Consider the following 21,005-nt stretch of genomic DNA (forward strand, 5'->3'; position numbering starts at 1 on the left):
TTACAGCACCATTGCGGCTATCCAGCCGAAAATAATTAACGGGATATTAAAGTGAATGAACGTCGGCACCACTGTGTCCCAGATATGGTCGTGTTGTCGGTCAACGGCGAGGCCGGCGGTTGGCCCCAGTGTGGAGTCAGAAACAGGGGAACCGGCATCACCAAGCGCACCCGCAGTGCCGATGAGGGCAATAATAGCCATGGGTGAGAAGTCATAGGCCAGGCCCATAGGTACAAAAATGGCGGCGATAATCGGCACCGTTGAGAACGAAGAGCCAATACCCATGGTGATAATAAGGCCGACGAGCAGCATGGACAAAGCTGCCAGTGCACGGCTTTCACCGATTAACGCAACGGCCTGCTCGACCAGCAAGGGCACATCGCCGGTTGCGCGCATCACCGCTGCAAAGCCCGCTGCAGCCACCATAATGAAGCCCACCATGGCCATCATGCGCATGCCGCTGTCGAAGATTGTATCCTGCTCACTCCACTTCATAACACCACTCAATGCCAGCAGTGAGAAGCCGACCATGCCGCCAAATACCATGGAGCCCGTCATCACCTGCACCACCAACGTGGAAACAATGGCCAGAATAACCAGTGCCTTTTGTATAGGCAACAAGGGCTTTTTTTCAGTTCCCAGATCTTCTGTTTGCAGTGGCACATCGGCATAGACCCGCTTTTTGCGGTAGGTGATAAAAATGGCCACTAACAGCCCAACCAGCATACCAAAGGCCGGAATCAGCAGCGCTTGGGGGGCCATGTCGCGAGTGACGTTAAGGCCCAGACCGACACCGGACTCGTTGATGCTGTGAATCAGAATGTCATTCAAATAGATGGCACCATAACCCACCGGAAAAATCATGTATTTGACGACGATTCCGAAGCAGATAACGCAGCCGATAATGCGACGGTCTAACTGCATTTTGTTAAAAACAAGCAGCAGTGGCGGTACTAGCAGGGGGATAAAAGCAATATGAACAGGAACTATGGTGCCCGAGGCTACACTGATCAGCAGTAACAAAATGTAAATGCCCCACTTGGTTTTCTCGATGTTGCGGTCACTGTCAGACCGGCCCACAAGGGCCAGCATGCGCGCGGAGATATAAGCGGCAACGCCAGTGCGGGACAGGGCAACGGCAAAGGCCCCCAAAGTTGCGAGTGCCAGCGCGATGGGGGCGCCATCACCAAGGCCGTTATTAAACTCGGAAACCACCGTTTCTATGGACAATCCGGAGAAAGCACCGCCGACAATGGCGGATAGAATCAGGGCCAGTACCACAGACACCCTTAACATACTCAGGGTTACCATGAGCCCTACAGACAAAACAATGGAGTTGGTATCGGTGAGAAAAAGCAGGCTAAAAAATATCAATACAGTGACCAGAACGACCAGTGTTGATGTCAGATTCTTCGAGCTAAAAGTGTAGTTTTTCAACGTTATTGTATTCATATCGCTACCTTTTTTGCGTTGTCCCGCAATGTAATTGTTGTGAAAGGTTGAGGATATTCAGTTTGTGATAATGCTTAATTTTGATTTATTGAAATCCCCCACGCCACAATGGCGCGGGGAACGGAAATGTTCTTTTGCACTCAATAACTCGGCAACAGCGTATTGGGCACCAAGCCACTGAGGGTGCGGTTAGACAACAATTCAATGGCCGCCTCTATATCTGGGGAGAAGTACCGGTCCTTGTCGTAGTAAGCGACTCGTTCGCGCAATATCCGACGCGCGGTCTCCAGTAACTCCGTAGTGGACAGGCCCTTGCGATAGTCCAGTCCCTGACAGGCTGCCAGCCATTCGATAGCCACAATACCGCGGACATTTTCGGCCATTTCCCAAAGGCGTTTGCCAGCGGCAGGTGCCATAGAGACATGATCTTCCTGATTGGCAGAAGTCGGTATACTGTCAACGCTGTGTGGATGGGCCAGCGCTTTATTCTCGCTGGCCAGTGCCGCGGCTGATACCTGAGCGATCATGAAACCGGAATTAACGCCGCCCTTGTCGACCAGAAAGGGTGGTAGCTGGGACATGTTCTTGTCCATCATCAACGATATGCGCCGTTCGGCCAGCGAGCCGATTTCGGCGATGGCCAGCGCCAGGTTGTCGGCGGCCATGGCGACAGGCTCGGCGTGAAAGTTACCGCCGGATAGAATGTCACCCTCGTCGGCAAATACCAAGGGGTTATCAGACACCGCATTGGCTTCGACTTCCAGTACGCTTGCGACCTGACGAATCTGGTACAGGCAAGCACCCATAACCTGAGGCTGACAGCGCAAGGAATAGGGATCTTGCACCCGGTCACAGTTAGCGTGAGAAGCACCGATTTCACTACCGTTGCCGAGGAGGTGACGGTAGGTAGCGGCGGCATCAATCTGGCCACGCTGGCCCCGGGCCTCATGAATACGGGCGTCAAAGGGCGAGCGTGAGCCCAGCGTTGCCTCGACCGTCAGCGCGCCACAGACGGTGGCGGCGGCATACAGGTCTTCGGCTTCAAACAGCCCACGCAAGGCATAGGCGGTGGAAACCTGGGTACCGTTAAGCAACGCCAAGCCTTCTTTGGGTGCCAGCGCCATCTGAGTCAAACCGGCTATTTCCAGTGCGTCACGCGCCGGTATCCATTCTCCTTTATAACGGGCGTGACCTTCCCCTAACAGTACCGCGCTCATGTGCGCCAGTGGAGCCAGGTCGCCGGAGGCACCCACGGAGCCTTTTAATGGAATGCGCGGGTAAACTTCGGCATTGATCAGTGAGATCAGTGCGTCCAGCACTTCGCGGCGAATGCCCGAGAAGCCGCGAGCGAGGGCATTGACCTTGAGCACCATAATCAAGCGCACCAGGGCATCGTCCATGGGCGCGCCGATACCGGTGGAGTGGGACAGTACCAGCGAACGCTGCAAATCTTCCAGCTCGTGGTTGGCGATGCGGGTTTGTGCCAGCAGACCGAAACCGGTGTTGATACCGTAAGCCGTGCGCCCCTCTTCCACCACCCGATTCACACAGTCGACGCTGCGCTGAATGGCGGCGTTGGCACTGTCTGGCAGGCTGATCTGAATGGGTGCTGCGAACACCCGACGCATTTGCGCTAGGGTCATGTTACCGGGAGAAATTTCCAAATGAGTCATTATTTGCTCTCTTGTGTAGTGATCATGGGAAGGTCGAGCTCATTTTCTTTGGCAGACTTGATGGCGATGTCGTAACCGGCGTCCGCATGGCGCATCACGCCGGTACCGGGGTCGTTACGCAGTACCCGGCCCAGTCTGACGTGGGCATCATCGGTGCCGTCGGCCACAATGACAACACCGGCGTGCTGAGAGAAGCCCATACCGACACCGCCGCCATGGTGGAGGGAAACCCAGGTTGCTCCGCCGGCGGTGTTCAGCAGGGCGTTGAGCAGCGGCCAGTCAGACACGGCGTCAGAACCGTCTTGCATGGCTTCAGTTTCGCGGTTGGGGCTGGCGACTGAGCCGGAATCCAAATGGTCGCGGCCGATAACGATCGGTGCCTTGAGCTCGCCATTGGCGACCATTTCATTGAAGGCCTGACCAAGGCGGGCGCGGTCTTTGAGACCGACCCAGCAAATACGTGCCGGCAAACCCTGAAATGCGATGCGCTCACGGGCCATGTCGAGCCAGTTGTGCAGGTGCGGGTCGTCTGGGATCAGTTCCTTAACCTTCTGATCCGTTTTGTAGATGTCTTCGGGATCACCAGACAGTGCCACCCAGCGGAACGGACCTATGCCTTGGCAGAATAGTGGACGGATATAGGCCGGCACAAATCCAGGGAAGTCGAACGCGTTGTCGACACCTTCTTCTTTAGCCATCTGGCGAATGTTGTTGCCGTAATCGAAGGTGGGAATGCCCATCTTCTGGAATTCGAGCATGGCACGCACGTGCACTGCCATGGATTTTTTGGCCGCCTTAACCGTCACTCCTGGCTCGGATTTACCGCGCGCCACGTACTCTTCCCAGGTCCAGCCGGACGGCAGATAGCCGTGCAAGGGGTCGTGGGCGCTGGTTTGGTCGGTCACCATATCTGGGCGTACGCCGCGCTTCACCAGTTCCGGTAGAATGTCGGCGGCGTTGCCACACAAGCCAATAGACACAGCGTGGCCTGCAGCGGTGTGACGCTCAATCCTTGCCAGTGCATCGTCGAGATCGGTCGCTTGCTCGTCGAGATAGCGGGTACGCAGGCGGAAATCGATGCTGGATTGCTGACACTCAATGTTCAGCGAGCAAGCACCGGCCAAGGTTGCGGCCAACGGCTGAGCACCGCCCATGCCGCCAAGACCGGCGGTGAGCACCCAGCGGCCTTTAAGGCTACCGCCAAAATGCTGGCGCCCGGCTTCAACAAAGGTTTCGTAGGTGCCTTGAACGATGCCCTGAGAACCGATGTAAATCCACGAGCCCGCGGTCATCTGGCCGTACATCATCAGGCCCTTTTTATCCAACTCGTTGAAATGCTCCCAGTTGGCCCAAGACGGCACCAGGTTGGAGTTGGCGATCAGCACCCGGGGCGCGTCCTTGTGTGTTTCAAACACTCCCACCGGTTTACCGGACTGGACCAGCAGCGTTTGCGTGTCTTCGAGGCGCTGCAGAGTCTCGATAATTTTGTCATAGCACTCCCAATCTCGCGCGGCCCGGCCGATGCCGCCGTAAACCACTAGATCTTCGGGGCGTTCGGCGACGTCTGGGTGCAGGTTGTTCATCAGCATCCGCATCGGTGCTTCCGTCAGCCAGCTTTTGCAGCTGAGTGTGGTGCCGGTAGGTGCGGCGATGTTGCGACTGGAGTCGTGACGCTTGTCTATATTGGACATGTGATTGATTCCTTTTTGTTGACGTTGGCTAGTGATTAATCGTTAACCGTTCAGTGTTAGCAGGTGCACGAGTCGGGCGGCGACTCGTGCTGTCCGATGATCAATATCAAATTTGGGGTTCAGCTCAGCCAGATCAGCCAGTTTGAGCTTGCCGCTGTCACGTATGGTCTCGATTAAGGGTTCCAGCAAAGCAAGGGAGACGCCACGGGCAGCCGGAGCGCTTACGCCAGGGGCTTCTGCCGCAGGCAACACGTCAAGATCAATGGTCAGGTACAGGTAGTCGCACTGTGCCATAAACGCTTTCACGTCTCGCTGCAGTTCAGGGAGCGCGGCCATGTGCATGTCGCGGTCTTCACGAATCATAACGTTCAGGGTTTCGGCACGCTGATACAGCGCCGGTGTGTTGGCACCTCGGCTCACACCGAGACAGGCATAGTGGAAAGGCCAGCCCCGTGTCTGACAGTCCTCTGCAATTTGCGAGAAGGGCGTGCCCGAGGAGCGCACGTGAGCGTGGTCACGCAAATCAAAATGGGCATCAAGGTTGATGATGCCAACTCGCGGGCAGGACTCTTCGCGCGCTAGGTGCGATGCCAGACCACACCAGCTGGCGTAGGCCACTTCGTGCCCACCGCCTAAAACAATGGGTAGATGCCCCGCATTGAGCAGCGGGACGAGGCGCTCTGCTAGGGTTTGTTGTGCGGCTTCGAGTGCATCGCCGTCACAACTGACGTTGCCAGCGTCATAGGCAGGGCTTTGGCGATGCCAGGCTAATGGAGCCAAAGCCTTGCGAATGGCAGTGGGCCCTTCGGCGGCACCGATCCGGCCGCGGTTACGGGCGACGCCGGCATCGCTGGCGAAGCCGATTAGGGCGCAACCAGGAACGGCGTTGTCCGTTAGTGGTTCGATGCGCTGGTGCCAGCGATCACTATTGGGTTCCGGGTCGATGCGCCCTTGCCAGACGGTCCGATCCATTTCAGTGCTCATGGGTCAGCTCCCCGCGAAACAGGCGCTGGATGAGGCGGCCGGATTGTACGGCGTAGGCCAATTCCGCCGGAGTTTCGATGTTCCAGTAGCACAGGTCGGCTGACAGACCCGCTGCGAGGCGACCTGTGTGGGTCAGGCCCAGTGCACGAGCGCCATGGGCGGTCATGCCGGCTAATGCCTCAGTTGGGGTCATGCGAAACAAGGTGCAGGCCAGGTTGAGCATCAGCGTGGGCTGATACAGCGGCGAGGTGCCGGGGTTGGCATCGGTGGCGACCGCCATTGGCACTCCAGCCTGACGCAGAGCCTCGATAGGCGGCTGCTGGGTTTCGCGCAGAGTGTGAAAGGCGCCGGGCAAAATCACCGCGACTGTGCCCGCCTGACGCATGGCTTCGATACCAGCGGCATCGAGATACTCAATGTGGTCCGCGGACAGCGCACCATGGCGGGCAGCCGAAGCGGTACCACCAAGGTTGGACAGTTGTTCAGAATGGGTTTTGACCGGCAGGCCATGGGCCTTGGCAGCCTCGAAGACACGCTCACACTGCGCCACGGAGAAGGCAATTTTTTCGCAGAATACGTCGACCGCATCGGCCAGCCCTTGACGTGCGGCCTCGGGAATCATTTCGCGACAAACCAAATCAATGTAGCCGTCGCTGTTGCCGCTGAATTCCGGTGGCAGGGCATGAGCACCCAGTAAGGTGGTGACAACTCTCACCGGGCGCAATTCACCGAGCCGACGCGCCACACGCAGCATTTTCATTTCATGCTCGACGCTCAGGCCATAGCCGGATTTAATTTCGATGGTGCAAACACCATCGGCAATCATGGCATCCAGTCGTGGCAGCGCGCTTTCAATCAGCGCTTCTTCGCTGGCCTGACGGGTGGCATGGACGGTACTCAAAATACCGCCGCCACGACGGGCTATCTCTTCGTAACTGACACCTTCTAGGCGAGCTTCGAATTCCTCCGCGCGGTGGCCGCCAAATACTAGGTGCGTATGGCAATCCACCAGCCCGGGAGTAATCACACCGCCTGACCCCATGTTCTGGTAGTCGTTGTAGTGCGTGCCCCCTAGCTTTTCCATTGGCAGAATTTCAACAATAGTCTCACCTTCGATGATAACGGCCTGAGGTCCCTTAAGGGTCTGCAGGCCATCGAAGACCACAACGTCGCGCCAAATGCGACAATTTTGAACATGGCTGGCCATAATGACTTTTCCTTGCTCGCCTCAATGTATATACAATTGAGGTTAGCGAAGAAGTTCTGAACGCGCCAGCCCTAATTTCATCTAAATCGATGGGTTGAGGTGAGTAAGTAAGGTGTTTGTGTAGTAACTAGCTGTTTTAAATTATTAATTTGGTTTATATATAATTGAGTTCGATTAAAAATAATTAGACTAAAGTCTAATTATGGGGTCGGTTTTAAAAATCTTTATGTATATACAGGAAGGCGGGTCGTTAGCCTGCAGTACGCAGTGACGAGCGCAGTTTATAGCGATCGCCAGGATGGGTCAGGCGTGCGTAGCTGATCAGCTGGTCTCCGGACCAGGTGCGCCGAATCAGTAGCAGGCAAGGGTCTTGGGTGGTGATGTCCAGAAGCGTTGCGATTGCGCTCTCCGCCAATATCGCTTCGACAACATGTTCAATATCAGTAATCGGGCAGGCGGATACCAAGACTTCATTGGGGGTGTGTTGGTGAAAATCTGTGGTCAGATAATGCGGCACGTGCCGGGGGTTGACGTAGCGGTCTTCGAGCTGAATGGGAATGCCATTTTCGCGGTGTAGAATCAGCGTGTGAAAGATCGGAGTACCCAGTCTCACGCCCAAGCGCATGGAGATTTCATCGTCGGCATTGCGGGCTTCCGCAACCACCACCACGCAATCGTGTTCGTGCCCTCGGCTGCGGATTTCGTCGGCAATGTTGTGTACTTCGACCAGTGACGATTCCGCTTTATGATCCGTCACAAAAGTGCCAACGCCCGCTTGGCGGATCAGATAGCCCTGCTGAACCAGGTCGTGAATCGCCTTGTTGGCGGTCATACGACTAACGCCGAAGTCGCGAGCTAACTGCTCTTCAGGCGGGATTTTATGTTGAGGTAACCACTCACCATTCTGGATTTTCTCCAGCAGGTGCTGTTGAATCTGAAGATAGAGGGGGAGTGTGCTGCTCATGTTGTGTTCGCATCCGTTCTAATTGGTGACCCTTCCAGTTTACGCGTTATGCTGAAAAAGTCACATTTGTCTATACATCTGCTTTGGTTAATTGGTTTCTCTAGCGGCTCTATCTTTGGTTACTTTATGTTTAAAGTCGTCGCGTTCTGCTGATCATACAGTGTGGTGTTCGCACCATTGGGAGAATTACTCACACCAGCCAAGGAGGGGAAATCTTCGACGCGCAAGACAATGATGAGGCGCGGGTGTTTGGCAATAAGAAGGATTAGGGGCTGTTGACGTTTGGGTACAAGTGATTGAATAAAAAGAGCAAGCTCGTAATATTCAGCTTCCGACACCAAAACAAAACGAGCTTGCTATGCCTCGACGTATGCTCACTGATGAACACTGGTCGAAGCTTAAAGGAGTGAGACTTCAAGAAAATATTTATAACAAGCGCGACTTGCGGATGATGATCGAAGGTATGTTTTACTGACTGCGAGTGGGCTGTCCATGGCGGGATTTTCCCCCGTGCTTCGGCCGGTGGAACTCGATTTACAGGAGGTTCACCGAGTTGCCAATCGGGCTGAAGGCCGAGACGGGCTTGAAGCGTTCCAGATTATGCAGCGTCAGGACGAGAGCACAGTGACCACCCGTCGAATGGCCAGAGATAGAACGCTTGTCGCAAGTGGGCTTCTGGGCCATCCCCGGACAGAGTAAAGGCGTCGGTATGGCAGACGCCGGAAGCGATGATACGGACGCGCACTTCGCCTTTCTACGGCGGCATCACGACAATCTCTTATCGAGAGTGGTTAATTGATCGTTGAGAGTTTATACCACTTCCTATTTGGGGTGGCAATCCAGATAAGTAGTTGATTGTTAATAAAAAAACAACAATCACTCCTCAGGGCGCATCTGATGAAGTCCGACCGTAGAACAGCTCCGAAGTAAGGTCGCTCAGGCGCATATTGTCATGCTCTCCGTAGGTAAGTACGGAGTTGATACGCGGTGTTTTACCCTCTACCAGCGTGACCCGGTGCATGGCGCAATTGCCGTGAAAGAAGGCGAGGGTGCCGGGGGCGCTGGACTGGACCTTAATCCGCGAGCGATCGCCCTGAAGCACTTCGCGCACATCGCTATAGCATTCGTCGCTCTTGGTGCGCAGCCCTGGCACGTATTCGAAGTCTCCGCCTTGGTCGGCCTTCTGGTACATCACGGTGATCGAGAATTCGCTGTTGTCGAAGTGCCAACCCAGCTCTTCACCTGGATGGAAGCGAGTGATTTGCAGAGCATCCAAAGGGTCAGCGCTGCGGTAGAGCACCGGTTTTTCCAGCACCGCAGCAATGAAGCGCGTCAGGTCATCGGATTCGTACAACCGCCGTAGCGGGGCGTCTTCTGGGATGCAATCGTAGGCGATGCCATGCTTGGCCGAACGCTCGTGATGGGCCAGAGGGTGATCCGCATCGACCGTTTCATCGAAGGGCGTGAAGTAGACGTTGTGGGTCTTATCGCTGACCCAGGCCTTTTCTTTCAGCTGGCCAGCCAGTTCCACCATTTTGGTGACCGCTGCAGGCTTAATAAAGCGTGCAAGCGTACAGCAGCCATCTTTGGCCAGCTCCTTGCGGCAGCTATCAATCAATGCCTTGCCTTTGTCGCTATCCAGCTCATGAATCGGATACCTGTCTAGATCGACGACATCGGCGTAGACAGGAAGAGTTAAATCAGTTGTGTGAGACATGGTTTTTATCCTTTTTATTGATACCGGGAGATAGTAAATGGTTTATAACTTGTCCTCTTGAGCCATACACAGGGGCCATGCCCTTGAATTGACGTTATGTATATACAATTAAAGTAGCCTAAATTCTCTTTAATGCCAATCCAAGAAAGTGAATTTTTCTGTCAGGCATAGAATTAAAATATAAAACCTTATAAGCAGCTGAATTTATGCTGTTTTCCAGCTTTTCGGAAATGGTTTATCAAGGGATCTTGTACTCAGTTCTAGTCTCTAAGGTAGAGAAGAGCCTACGAGTGGCGCAATGTATGTCTATACATATATTGGCGGGTAGGCTCTATTCTGCGACACAGGGCAGCCACTCGCATGATACAAGGCGGTGTCCCGCTCAAGGAAGTGGCCGATTCACCGCAACATCGACACGCTGAAATTCACAGTGTGATGGCGACGGCACCCAGTCTTGGTGTATGACTATTTATGCCAATATCCTTAAGCATTAGACGGCTCACTGGCCGTCTTTGGCTTTAATGACCAAGGCAAGAGCGAGCTGTTTATGAGCCACCCACCGCTCGAAAAACGCATCCAAAGCCTGCGTAATCTGAATTAATAGCGTGAGGGATAAAGTGTAAAGGGTGAAGAGTGAAGAGCAGCACAGCCCTTTGAACTGCGATAAGTCTGACGCTATAAAAATAAAAACATTAAAATATCCCAAGAGGTCCAATGAATTGGACCCTACAAAACACTCGCACAGATGCACGCGTAGAAGCCGCTTTAGCCGGCTGGTTTAGCGTAGCTAAACGTCTCTGCTTCGTAGCGCAACAAACCAAAAACTAATCCTGATCGTGCCGAAGTCCTCTTACCTAAGAGACGGGCACACTACAAAGATGCCGCCGCCCGAAAGCTAATTTTTCTTTAGCTAGGGGCTGCACCGCTTGTTTACCATTCTTGATTGTGGAGTCATCGGCAAAAAATTAAATAAGTTTGAAATAAAGATCAATTCTTGCTTTAAATGGCGCTCATAAAAAATAAAGCAGCGCACCATGATAAAAACCACACTCGAACGTCGCTTTTGGTTAATTGAATTATTAGCCAATTGGGAAGGCCGTATCACCTGTGGCCACTTGCAGTATTATTTTCGGCTAGGCAGACAACAAGCCAGCAAAGTGATTAACCAATATCAGGATACATACCCTGAGCAATTAATCTATTGCGCCTCAGCAAAAAGTTTTTTGCCCACCCCAGAATTTAAGCCCAAGCACATCAGTTTTGATGTAGCGGAATATCTTAATTGGATAAGCGGCCAAAGTGCGCATCTGCCATTGGCGGATGATAAATATCAGCTGGCGCATGCCATTCTTACCCCTCCTGCGCGTAATGTTAGCCCGCATATTATGCGGCCCTTAGTGCACGCCATGCGCCAGAAAGAGCGGCTAGAAGTTGACTATGGCGCCGTCAGTAATCCTGATAACAGCGGGCGCATTATTGTGCCGATTAACTTCGTGAACACCGGCCGTCGCTGGCACCTGCGTGCCTGGTGCGAAAAAGCTCTAGGTTATCGCGATTTTGTACTGAGCCGCCTGCATGGCATACCCAGCCCTGAGGGTAAAAGCCTGAGTGTCTTGCCACCCGACACTGCGTGGAACACGAACATCGTACTGCGCATTAAGCCTGACCCCCGATTAACTGAGGCACAGCAAGCGGCGCTTATTCACGACTACGGCATGCATAATGGTGAGTTACAGCTGCCCACTCGCGCTGCACTCGCCCATTATTTATTACAAGAAATGCAGATAAATATAAAAATGCTCGACGGTAATCCCGCCGCCCAGCAATTAATTTTAGTCAATCAAGATGAAATAAAGTCCTGGCTGTTTACTTGATCCTCGATAACCTGTCGCATCAGACGACATGTTTATATGTACAGTGTTGGCCAGAGTGCAAGAAAAGAGGAGAGTAGGGCAATGATAAGAGGTAGGAGCCAAACGTGAACGCGAGTTATTTTAATTATTGGGGTAAGGCAAGCCAAAGCAGTGATACGGCCAACGCAGATTATCATCTACTTCCTTACCACGGCTTGGATGTAGCCGCTGTCGGCTGGTTGTTATTGGATGAAGATAAGCCATTAGCTAAAAACTTAGCCGAGTTTTTAGGCATAACTCCTAGCCAGCTAAGGAACATATTCACTTTTACTCTGATGCTGCATGATTTAGGTAAATTTGCTTCGGCATTTCAGCGGCTAGCAAATTTTCCTGACAGCCCTTTAAGCCGTCATCAGCCAAGAAAAAAGTATGACAGCCGCGAAGCTCGCCATGATCGATTAGGTTATTTCTTCTGGCTCCATGCCAGCAGAGGCAAGCGATTGACCGGAACAGATCTCGGACTCATGCAAACGGAAATTGGTCAACCCAGCCGAGCATTAGATGGTCTGAATTGCTTGTTGGATGTGGTGTTTGGTCATCATGGCTACCCAATAAATTGGGGTAGCCAACCTAAAATGATGAAAGACTATTGTCATGAGGAAGATCAAGTCGCCGCCTATGCGTTTATGACCGATTGCGCGACACTGCTTGAAGTGACATGGCCCGAAGCACAGATGGCCGATAAAGACTGGGTCATCCGTTTGCGTCAAGTGAGTTGGCACTTGTCTGGGTTGGCCATTCTCAGTGACTGGATAGGCTCCGATACCGATTATTTTACTTATCACGCCGGCGGTTTAACGCTGGCAGAATATTGGCCACAAGCCAAAGAAAAAGCCCAGCGCGCGCTAGCGGCTGCAGAGCTGAATAAGCCTATTCAGGTACAACCGTTTTTATCAGTTAAGGAGCACTTTGGCTTTTCTCCCACGCCACTCCAAGCGTGGGCCGAATCGGTGCCTCTTACTCCTGGGCCGCAACTGTTTATTCTGGAAGATGTCACGGGGGCGGGGAAAACCGAAGCCGCCTTAGCCTTAACGCACCGATTATTACAGCAGGGTGACGCGGACGGTTTCTATTTTGGTTTACCCACCATGGCTACCTCTAATGCGATGTTTGCGCGCGTTGCGGATCATTATCAACAGATGCTGACGGTGGATGGTAGCCGCCCGAGTATTGTACTGGCGCACGGTGCCAGAGACATGAATGAGCGGTTTCGCGAAGCGTTGTCACCTAAGGAAAAAACAGACAGTGCCTATGCCAGCGGTGATGAGACGGCAAGCTTGTATTGTAACCAGTGGCTCGCAGATTCGCGTAAAAAAGCACTATTAGCTTCCGTGGGCGTAGGCACTATTGATCAGGCGCTGATGGCCGTATTACCGCGCAAGCACCAGCCATTGCGGTTATTAGGCCTGCATCGCAAAATCCTGATTTTTGATGAAGTGCATGCGGCCGACAGCTTTATGTTTGAGTTGTTGGATGACCTATTAAAAGTACACCTTCGCCAAGGTGGTAGCGTTATTTTGCTCACCGCCACACTAGCGCAAAATCAGCGGCAACGCTTATGCCGAGTATGGCAAGAGGCGGCGGGGCAGGAAGTGATCCAGCTACCAGAAAAAATGGACTTTCCGCTGGCAACGAAAGTTAGTTTTGATCGCGGGCTAGAGGAAATACCGTTAGCGAGCCGAGCAGCAGTGAGTCGTCAGTTGGAGGTTGCCTTTGTTCACGCTGAGCAAGATTGCGTGACGCGTATTCTCGCCGCTTATGAGCGAGGCGAGTGTGTGGTGTGGATCCGCAACTCAGTTGATGATGCTATTGCAGCCTACCAATTGCTGGCCGAGCAGTTAGGGTCTACCGCAAAATTAACGCTCTTTCATAGTCGCTTTACGCTGCAAGACCGAAAAGCGATAGAGGATAAGGTGTTAGCTATCTTTGGTAAGTCGAGCGGCCAAGCAGAGCGCGCTGGGCAGATTTTAATATCGACGCAAGTCTTCCAAGAAAGTTTGGATGCAGATGCGGATTTGATGATCTCCGATCTTTGCCCGATTGATGATCTCATTCAACGCGCGGGCCGTTTACACCGCCATATTCGAGATAGAGCAGGTAATCGAATAGATACCGAGCAAGACCAACGACCGGCACCTTTATTGTTAATTCATGCACCCGTTTGGCAGGATGAACCCAGTGAAAACTGGTTATCTGACCATCTTTTAAATACGGAGTATGTTTATCGCTCACCTGGGCGCTTATGGCTAGGCATGCAAGTGCTCAGACAATTGGGAGCTATTCGCATGCCAGCAGAAGCCAGAACACTGATAGAGGCCGTTTATGGTGAAGACGTATATGAACGGATGCCAGAAACCTTAAAGAAAAAAGAAGACGCCCATTATGGTGAATTGCGCAGTCAAGTCGCTAAAGCCAAGAGCCAATTAATTACCTGGCATAAGGGCTACAACCAAACCAGCGCCGACGCTTGGCACGATGACAACATCGAAATTAGCACTCGTTATGTAGACAGAGAAAGCATTCAGGTGCTGGTCTTAAAATGTGATGAACAAGGGCAGCTATGCCTGTGGGCTGACGGTACAGCTCATGCCTTACCAAACAGCGTCGTTAAGCTTGCTAAACACTGCTTTGCTGACCAGCTTGTGCCACTTCCTAGCCGTTTAGAAAGCGCATTTTCCAGTATCTTACAGCGTTACCCTCAGGCCAAGTATTTGCAGCCTTGGTTACCGGAAGAGGACGCTCAGTTTAGTTATTGTTCAGAAAAAGGTGCGATTCAGAATGAATAAATCCCCGCCAAGGCGGGGAACGTGTGCCACTTAACATCGTAGCTTTGCTACATAGTGGTTCATCTCCGAACACCGGAGAACGCTGCATAGAATACGACAGCGTTTGCATGAGCTCCACTTTATATTGACTTGATAATAAGAAGCTTTGCTTCATAGCTTCTTGATTGTTGAAATTAATAGTTTGCTGTGCTTTACTTGAGTCTGACATCGAGGCTTGGTGGGTGGGCGTAGTTGAAGCAGCGTACTGCTAGGCAGTACGGTAAAAAGCCTAGCCAATAAAAGTTTCGGTTAAAAAGTAAGTGCTGGAGGCAGTGCGCTGCCTCCTGTTTACCCTTAATACAAGGAATCAAGATAATGAATTTGATAACCGATCCTTGGCTAAACTATCTCTTTAAAGATGGCAGTGAACAGCAACTGCCATTTTCAGCCATTGTTGACCCGAATATTGTGGACTTTGCCTTACCGAGGGCTGACTTTTATGGTGCTGCTTATCAGTTTGCGATCGGCGTGCTACAAACAGCGATGGCACCCGAAGATACTCATGACTGGCACACACTTTATCAGCAACCACCGAGTAAAGACGCGTTATCAAGCTACACACAACAGGTTGCACACGCCTTTGAATTAACCGGCGATGGGCCGCGCTTTATGCAAGATAGCGACCCTTTAGACGCTGCTAGTCCTAACCCAGTGTCAGGATTGTTAATAGAAGCACCGGGCGCTAATGGCCTTAAGCTGAATACCGATCATTTTATTAAACGGGGTATTGCTGAAGAGTTATCTCAAGAAATGGCTGCGTTGGCATTATTCACCTTACAAGTTAATGCGCCCTCTGGTGGGCAAGGGCACAGAACCGGACTGCGTGGCGGCGGCCCCTTAACCACGCTAGTGCTACCTCATGAAGCTGATTCCAGTCTGTGGAAAAAGCTGTGGCTCAATGTACAAAGCCTTGAGTCTTGGGATTACCCGACGCCGGATTACCACAGTGCAGAGGTGTTTCCTTGGTTGGGGCCTACCCGCATTAGTAACAACAAGGGCAGCGAAATTTATGCTCATGATGTGCATCCACTGGCTATGTTTTGGGCGATGCCGCGTCGTATTCGCTTAATCTTTGAGGAGCAAGCGGGTACTTGCCAACTGAGTATGACGACTTGCTCTCGGCTTTGTCGACAATATCGCGCCAGTAATTACGGTAATAATTATGACGGCACTTGGTCACACCCTTTAACCCATTATCGCTTTAATCCTAAAAATCCGAATGAAGCTTACCTCTCTACCAAAGGTCAGCCCGGTGGTATTCAATATCGGCAGTGGCACAGCTTGAGTTTCGTCGATATTGATGAGGGAAGCTTGCCGGCGAAGGTAGTCCAAGATTTTATGCGGGAAAAATCTCATTTTTTCGACTTTGAGTGGGGAGAAGCGCCCAGATTATGGGCTTTTGGTTTTGATATGGACAATATGAAAGCCAGAGGCTGGTATAATAGCGAGTTTCCATTAATTAGGCTTGAGCCTGAAATAAGAGACACCTTACTGAGCGAAATAAAAGTGCTACAAAACTTGGCTCAGGAAGTGCTCTGGCATTGTCGTACGCAAATTAAAGCGGCGTGGTTTGATAAACCCAAAGACGCCAAAGGCGACACCAGCTTTATTGACTTACAGTTTTGGCAACGCACTCAAGATTTATTTTTCAGCTCGGTACAGGAATTAGTTAGCACCGATGATGGACGATTAACGCCTAACATGGCTAAACGCTGGCTTAACAAGTTGTCTGCACAAGCGATAGATCTCTTCGATGAGCAAGTATTAACTAATTTTCATCCCGATAGAGACATGTATAAAAAAATGCAGGCTCGACAGCATTTAACGGGCTGGTTATTCGGTGGTAAGCAGACTAAAAAATTTAGAAGTGATTATAACGTTGATAGCTTAACTGCTAGTAGTTTAGCTGTTGATAATTCAACCGTTAACAATTAAATCAGGGAGCAAACACTATGACCCAGACCGAACAAGCGTCGGTGACGGCTAATTTTGCCGGAGAAGTCGTGTTAATGCGCTGGTGGCAGGCCATGATGTTATCCGAACAAGAATTAGCCAAGTTAAAAATAAGGCCAGCGCCTACGGTCTTTAGAGCCGAGCTAAAGCGTGCACAAACACCCGAAGCGGTACTCATGACTCAAGGCTTTAGAGCCTTATGGTTAAGTCTGCCCGACTCGGCTCGTGAACGCCGCGAGTCGATGCTGGCTTGGGCTGCATTAGCAGGCATTTTGAGCCACGTTAAACAGCAGGATAATAGCCGTAACTTTGCTGCTGGCTTAGGTCAAGTAGATGATAAGACAGGTAAGCCGAAAGTCAGTGAATTACGTTTTCAGCAGTTACAAGGTGCCAGGACGCCCGAAGAATTTTATCGACGACTGCACCGCTTAATAAAACAAGTTAATGGCCAAAGCCGTGTGTCTTCTTTAGCCAAAGGCGTATTAGATTGGTTTGATGAACATTATGGGCGCGCACCACTGCGGGCAGATAAAAAAGTTGCGGTGCGTTGGGCTATGGATTATTACCAAGCGGCAGCAAAGGGCTTGGTAAAAAATAATAATTAATTTAGGAGATAACTCATGAGTAAATTTATTCAACTGCACTTATTAACATCTTATGCTCCCTCTAACTTAAATCGCGATGATCTGGGTCGGCCCAAAACCGCGCGTATGGGTGGCAGTGAGCGATTGAGAGTGAGCTCACAAAGTCTGAAGCGTAACTGGCGTGTTTCTGACTTATTTGAACAGTCATTAGGCGAAAACATTGGTACACGTACCAAGCGATTAGGTACACAAGTATTTAATCAATTAACCGAGCTGGGCACGGCAGAAAAGCAAGCTAAGGCATGGGCAATAGAAATAGCTGGTGTCTTTGGCAAGGGGAAAAAAGACAGTTTAGACATTGAGCAGCTAGCTCATATCAGCCCAGAAGAAATGCAAGCTGTTACGTCACTGGCGACTACCTTGGCAACAGAGAATCGCGGACCAGATAAGGAAGAGTTGGCTTTGCTACGTCGTAATGCCAGCGCGGTTGATATTGCACTGTTCGGTCGTATGCTCGCATCCTCTCCTGAATTTAATTGCGAGGCGGCCTGCCAAGTGGCTCATGCGATTAGTGTGCATGGCGTCGCGGTAGAGGAAGATTACTTCACGGCCGTTGATGATCTTAATAATGCAGATAGTGATTTAGGTGCCGCTCACATCGGCGAGGCCGCCTTTGCTGCTGCCTTATTTTATAGCTATGTCTGCATCGATAAAGAGCTGTTAGTGAATAACCTAGGTGGCGATTTGGAATTAGCCAACAAGGCAATTGCCGCCTTGGTTGAAGCCGCCGTTAAAGTGTCGCCTAAGGGTAAGCAAAACAGCTTTGCGTCTCGTGCCTATGCGTCGTTTGTGTTGGCCGAGAAGGGTGATCAACAGCCTCGCTCGTTATCGGTCGCTTTTTTAAAACCAATTAGCGGCGAGAATCAAGCAGAAGATGCGGTGCAGGTGTTACAACGTCAGGCGGATAACTTCGATAAAGTCTACGGTGCTTGCGCCGACGGTCGTTACTCCGTGAATGCCACCACCGGTGAAGGCAGCTTCGAACAGCTAAAGACATTTATTGCTGATTAAGGGGGCCGTATGGAATATCTGGTATTTCGCTTATATGGACCATTAGCCAGTTGGGGAGAAGCGGCGGTAGGGGGAGACAGGCCTTCGGGTCTGACTCCCACCCGATCCGCGGTGCTGGGAATGATAGCCGCCGGGCTTGGCATCAAGCGTGAAAATACAGAGCGTTTAAATGCGCTGCGTCTAAGCATCGGCGTCGCCATAAAGTCTTACTCAACGGGTAGCTTAGTCAGGGATTATCATACGGCTCAGGTGCCCTCTCAAGATAAAAAACGTCGTTTTTATACCCGTAAAGATGAGCTTAGTATCGCGAAAGAAAAGTTGAACACGGTATTGTCTAGCCGTGATTATCGTAGTGATGGCTACTGGGTGGTCGCCATTTGGCAACAACCAGACAAAGCGTTCTCTTTAGCTGAGATTAAGAAAGGGCTCGTTAAACCGGCATTTACTCCCTACTTAGGGAGGAAAGCTTGTCCTTTAGCAGCTCCTCTATTTCCTCAATTCATTGAGTCTGATCTGAAGTCTGCTCTAGATTGTGAGTTTCCACCGATATTACAGACAGATGAGCAAGATAAACGCTGGTTAGGAATAGGATCTTATGTGACCTACTTATGGCAAGGACAGGCCGATGCCTTGGGTTGTTATGAAGGAGTGCAAAGCCGTAACGTATGGGATGAACCCATTAGTCGAATGCCGTGGCAGTTTGGTATGCGCCAAGAGCATCAACTGACGATGGTGGAGGAATAACATGTATTTATCCCGTATCAGACTGGGTGACAGCCCAACCGCCAGTAGTGAATTAGTGAGAGCCATGAGCAAAGGGGTGTATGGCAATCATCAATTACTGTGGCGGTTATTTACACAAGCAGAGCAACGTAATTTTTTATTTCGCCATGAACAAAGTGATGGTCGGTTATCCCCTGCGGGCGAACCTATTTTCTACGTGCTCTCCCGTGAAGAGCCGAATAATAGCGAACGGCTGTTCCAGGTAGAAAGCCGTCCCTTCACTCCACAACTGATGGCAGGGCAGCGATTAGAATTTAAAATCCGAGTAAATCCCACCGTATGTCGGCAAGGAAAACGCCATGATGTGCTTATGAATGCACAGCAACAGTGGTTGAATGAGGAGTTAAAGCGCTTATCCGTTGCCGTTTCAGGACCTAAGAAAGACTTGAAGCATCAACTGCTCGACTTAGCCAATGATACTGATGTTGAGCGTTGGCAGACGGTTATCGAAAACGGCGCTTATCGCGATGAGCTAGCCACTCGATTGGGCAGAAAAGCGACGTTAGAGCTGGCAATAAAAACCACATCAGAACAGGCACTAATGGAATGGTGGCAAGCGCGTTGTCAAAAAATAGGCGTTAAAGCCCCAACGGATGCTGAACCATTACAAATAGATGCTTATCTACAACATCGCATTAAAGGAAAACAAGCGGGTGCCGTATTTAGCTCTATTGATCTCAGTGGCACCTTAGAGGTTGACGATCCCGAGTTGTTTTTAAATAACCTCCATCAGGGTATAGGCAGGGCGAAGGCATTTGGCTGCGGCATGATGATGATCCGTCGTATCTAGTCTTTGTTTATTGCAAAGGAGTAGTCATGGCATTTATTCCGCTTAAGCCGATACCGATGAAAGATCGGGTATCCATGATTTTTCTGAGGTATGGGCAAATAGATGTACTCGATGGCGCTTTTGTTTTAATCGATAAAACGGGGGTTCGCACCCATATCCCTGTGGGCTCGGTGGCGTGCATTATGCTTGAGCCCGGCACGCGAGTATCCCATGCGGCAGCCAAGTTGGCAGCAACGGTCGGCACCTTATTGGTCTGGGTGGGCGAAGCTGGAGTTCGGCTTTATGCCTCAGGCCAACCTGGCGGGGCGCGATCCGATAAATTGCTATACCAAGCTAAGTTGGCTTTGGATGATGACTTGCGTTTAAAGGTCGTCCGTAAAATGTTTGAGCTGCGCTTTGGTGAACCCGCACCCAGTCGACGTTCCGTCGACCAGCTTAGAGGAATAGAGGGCAGCCGGGTACGTACGACGTATGGCATATTAGCTAAAGAGTACGGGGTTAAATGGCAAGGGCGGCGCTACGATCCAAAGGATTGGAGTAAAAGCGATAAAATTAATCAATGCATCAGCGCCGCCACCTCTTGCCTCTACGGGATTACCGAAGCCGCAATTTTAGCGGCAGGCTATGCACCGGCCATTGGCTTTCTCCATACCGGAAAACCACTGTCATTTGTTTATGATATTGCCGATATTATTAAGTTTGACACTGTGGTGCCTAAGGCATTTGAAATCGCCAGCAAAAATCCTGCTGAACCAGATAAAGCGGTTCGTATTGCCTGTCGAGATGCATTTCGCAGCGGTAATACGTTAGCGAAACTCATCCCTTTAATAGAAGAAGTGTTAGCCGCAGGTGAGATAACCCCACCACTGCCACCGAAAGATGCACAACCTATCGCCATACCCGAACCTAAGTCATTAGGTGAAGATGGCCACAGGAGTAGCTAAAGATGAGCATGTTAGTTGTGGTGACTGAAAATGTTCCGCCGAGATTAAGGGGGCGGTTAGCGATCTGGTTATTAGAAGTGCGGGCCGGTGTTTATGTGGGCGATGTATCACGCCGGGTTCGTGAAATGATCTGGCTGCAAGTGAGCAAACAAGCAGAGCAGGGTAACGTGGTGATGGCTTGGGCTACTAATACGGAGTCAGGTTTTGAGTTTCAAACTTATGGAGAGAATCGACGCATGCCGGTGGACCTAGATGGCTTACGGCTAGTGTCTTTTTATCCCGTTTAAAATCAACAAGTTAGCGATCTTTAAAAACATGGAAAAGTTGGTGCCTTTTTTAATGCTGGAAAAGGCTAGTTAAATCAGTAATATACGTTTGGTGTGTTCCCCGTGCCCACGGGGATGAACCGCGTTAACACGCTGGCTGGTGTCGCTCGGGGCTGTGTTCCCCGTGC

At 51.1% G+C, this 21,005-nt stretch carries 17 protein-coding genes, 1 pseudogene and 1 CRISPR repeat array (1 of these 19 cut by a window edge); of the genes and pseudogenes, 10 read left to right on the forward strand and 8 right to left on the reverse strand.

Annotation, left to right across the window (positions count from 1 at the left end):
- From R0134_RS06315 to hutC, 6 genes are all read right to left on the reverse strand, one after another.
- A complete protein-coding gene (locus tag R0134_RS06315) occupies positions 1 to 1,452 on the reverse strand; it encodes a Na+/H+ antiporter family protein (protein WP_319783962.1) in 1,452 nt (483 codons plus the stop codon).
- A gap of 140 nt (positions 1,453 to 1,592) precedes the next feature.
- A complete protein-coding gene (hutH, locus tag R0134_RS06320; protein ID WP_319783963.1) occupies positions 1,593 to 3,125 on the reverse strand; it encodes a histidine ammonia-lyase in 1,533 nt (510 codons plus the stop codon).
- A complete protein-coding gene (gene hutU, locus R0134_RS06325; protein WP_319783964.1) occupies positions 3,125 to 4,816 on the reverse strand; it encodes a urocanate hydratase in 1,692 nt (563 codons plus the stop codon). Before hutU ends, hutH begins: the two co-directional genes overlap by 1 nt.
- A gap of 42 nt (positions 4,817 to 4,858) precedes the next feature.
- Positions 4,859 to 5,800, reverse strand: a complete 942-nt coding sequence (gene hutG, locus R0134_RS06330) for a formimidoylglutamase (RefSeq protein ID WP_319783965.1) — start codon at positions 5,798 to 5,800, stop codon at positions 4,859 to 4,861.
- Complete coding sequence (gene hutI / locus R0134_RS06335; RefSeq protein WP_319783966.1) at positions 5,790 to 7,007, reverse strand: imidazolonepropionase; 1,218 nt, start codon at positions 7,005 to 7,007, stop codon at positions 5,790 to 5,792. The genes hutG and hutI overlap by 11 nt, the downstream gene beginning before the upstream one ends.
- 250 nt (positions 7,008 to 7,257) lie before the next feature.
- A complete protein-coding gene (hutC, locus tag R0134_RS06340; RefSeq protein ID WP_319783967.1) occupies positions 7,258 to 7,971 on the reverse strand; it encodes a histidine utilization repressor in 714 nt (237 codons plus the stop codon).
- A gap of 358 nt (positions 7,972 to 8,329) precedes the next feature.
- Between hutC and R0134_RS06345 the strand changes: the two are divergent.
- A pseudogene (locus R0134_RS06345) lies at positions 8,330 to 8,518 on the forward strand (transposase); the annotation flags it as partial.
- On the opposite strand, the gene R0134_RS06350 reads toward R0134_RS06345, so the two are convergent.
- Entirely contained in the window at positions 8,506 to 8,655 is a 150-nt protein-coding gene (locus R0134_RS06350) for an alpha/beta hydrolase-fold protein (protein ID WP_413641430.1), read from the reverse strand. The pseudogene R0134_RS06345 and the gene R0134_RS06350 sit on opposite strands and share 13 nt — an antisense overlap.
- Positions 8,656 to 8,854: 199 nt before the next feature.
- Positions 8,855 to 9,688, reverse strand: a complete 834-nt coding sequence (locus R0134_RS06355) for a hypothetical protein (RefSeq protein WP_319783968.1) — start codon at positions 9,686 to 9,688, stop codon at positions 8,855 to 8,857.
- 1,034 nt (positions 9,689 to 10,722) lie between these two features.
- Here R0134_RS06355 and R0134_RS06360 point away from each other — a divergent pair.
- From R0134_RS06360 to cas2e, 9 genes are all read left to right on the forward strand, one after another.
- Positions 10,723 to 11,562, forward strand: coding sequence for a WYL domain-containing protein (locus R0134_RS06360; protein ID WP_319783969.1), 840 nt, complete (start codon positions 10,723 to 10,725; stop codon positions 11,560 to 11,562).
- A 104-nt stretch (positions 11,563 to 11,666) separates the two neighbouring features.
- Positions 11,667 to 14,387, forward strand: coding sequence for a CRISPR-associated helicase Cas3' (gene cas3 / locus R0134_RS06365; protein ID WP_319783970.1), 2,721 nt, complete (start codon positions 11,667 to 11,669; stop codon positions 14,385 to 14,387).
- Between the two features lie 354 nt (positions 14,388 to 14,741).
- Complete coding sequence (gene casA / locus R0134_RS06370) at positions 14,742 to 16,361, forward strand: type I-E CRISPR-associated protein Cse1/CasA (protein ID WP_319783971.1); 1,620 nt, start codon at positions 14,742 to 14,744, stop codon at positions 16,359 to 16,361.
- Between the two features lie 17 nt (positions 16,362 to 16,378).
- A complete protein-coding gene (gene casB, locus R0134_RS06375) occupies positions 16,379 to 16,984 on the forward strand; it encodes a type I-E CRISPR-associated protein Cse2/CasB (RefSeq protein ID WP_319783972.1) in 606 nt (201 codons plus the stop codon).
- A gap of 15 nt (positions 16,985 to 16,999) precedes the next feature.
- Positions 17,000 to 18,034 (forward strand): type I-E CRISPR-associated protein Cas7/Cse4/CasC, encoded by a 1,035-nt coding sequence (gene cas7e / locus R0134_RS06380; RefSeq protein WP_319783973.1) that lies wholly within the window; start codon positions 17,000 to 17,002, stop codon positions 18,032 to 18,034.
- 9 nt (positions 18,035 to 18,043) lie between these two features.
- Entirely contained in the window at positions 18,044 to 18,778 is a 735-nt protein-coding gene (gene cas5e / locus R0134_RS06385; protein ID WP_319783974.1) for a type I-E CRISPR-associated protein Cas5/CasD, read from the forward strand.
- A gap of 1 nt (position 18,779) precedes the next feature.
- Positions 18,780 to 19,607, forward strand: a complete 828-nt coding sequence (gene cas6e / locus R0134_RS06390) for a type I-E CRISPR-associated protein Cas6/Cse3/CasE (protein ID WP_319783975.1) — start codon at positions 18,780 to 18,782, stop codon at positions 19,605 to 19,607.
- Positions 19,608 to 19,633: 26 nt separating this feature from the next.
- On the forward strand, positions 19,634 to 20,551 hold the full coding sequence (gene cas1e / locus R0134_RS06395; protein ID WP_319783976.1) for a type I-E CRISPR-associated endonuclease Cas1e: 918 nt from the start codon (positions 19,634 to 19,636) through the stop codon (positions 20,549 to 20,551).
- A 2-nt stretch (positions 20,552 to 20,553) separates the two neighbouring features.
- Positions 20,554 to 20,838: a type I-E CRISPR-associated endoribonuclease Cas2e gene (gene cas2e, locus R0134_RS06400; RefSeq protein ID WP_319783977.1), complete on the forward strand. Its 285-nt coding sequence runs from the start codon at positions 20,554 to 20,556 to the stop codon at positions 20,836 to 20,838.
- Between the two features lie 93 nt (positions 20,839 to 20,931).
- A CRISPR array of direct repeats spans positions 20,932 to 21,005; the repeat unit is 29 nt; unit sequence GTGTTCCCCGTGCCCACGGGGATGAACCG; it runs 3,934 nt beyond the window's last position.

Source organism: Oceanisphaera sp. IT1-181, assembly GCF_033807535.1.
Lineage (GTDB): Bacteria > Pseudomonadota > Gammaproteobacteria > Enterobacterales > Aeromonadaceae > Oceanimonas.

Coding starts and splice junctions, on each gene's coding strand:
- R0134_RS06315 (WP_319783962.1), bottom strand. CDS start 1,452: ATGAATACAATAACGTTGAAAAACTACACTTTTAGCTCGAAGAATCTG.
- hutH (WP_319783963.1), bottom strand. CDS start 3,125: ATGACTCATTTGGAAATTTCTCCCGGTAACATGACCCTAGCGCAAATG.
- hutU (WP_319783964.1), bottom strand. CDS start 4,816: ATGTCCAATATAGACAAGCGTCACGACTCCAGTCGCAACATCGCCGCA.
- hutG (WP_319783965.1), bottom strand. CDS start 5,800: ATGAGCACTGAAATGGATCGGACCGTCTGGCAAGGGCGCATCGACCCG.
- hutI (WP_319783966.1), bottom strand. CDS start 7,007: ATGGCCAGCCATGTTCAAAATTGTCGCATTTGGCGCGACGTTGTGGTC.
- hutC (WP_319783967.1), bottom strand. CDS start 7,971: ATGAGCAGCACACTCCCCCTCTATCTTCAGATTCAACAGCACCTGCTG.
- R0134_RS06350 (WP_413641430.1), bottom strand. CDS start 8,655: ATGGCCCAGAAGCCCACTTGCGACAAGCGTTCTATCTCTGGCCATTCG.
- R0134_RS06355 (WP_319783968.1), bottom strand. CDS start 9,688: ATGTCTCACACAACTGATTTAACTCTTCCTGTCTACGCCGATGTCGTC.
- R0134_RS06360 (WP_319783969.1), top strand. CDS start 10,723: ATGATAAAAACCACACTCGAACGTCGCTTTTGGTTAATTGAATTATTA.
- casA (WP_319783971.1), top strand. CDS start 14,742: ATGAATTTGATAACCGATCCTTGGCTAAACTATCTCTTTAAAGATGGC.
- casB (WP_319783972.1), top strand. CDS start 16,379: ATGACCCAGACCGAACAAGCGTCGGTGACGGCTAATTTTGCCGGAGAA.
- cas7e (WP_319783973.1), top strand. CDS start 17,000: ATGAGTAAATTTATTCAACTGCACTTATTAACATCTTATGCTCCCTCT.
- cas5e (WP_319783974.1), top strand. CDS start 18,044: ATGGAATATCTGGTATTTCGCTTATATGGACCATTAGCCAGTTGGGGA.
- cas6e (WP_319783975.1), top strand. CDS start 18,780: ATGTATTTATCCCGTATCAGACTGGGTGACAGCCCAACCGCCAGTAGT.
- cas1e (WP_319783976.1), top strand. CDS start 19,634: ATGGCATTTATTCCGCTTAAGCCGATACCGATGAAAGATCGGGTATCC.
- cas2e (WP_319783977.1), top strand. CDS start 20,554: ATGAGCATGTTAGTTGTGGTGACTGAAAATGTTCCGCCGAGATTAAGG.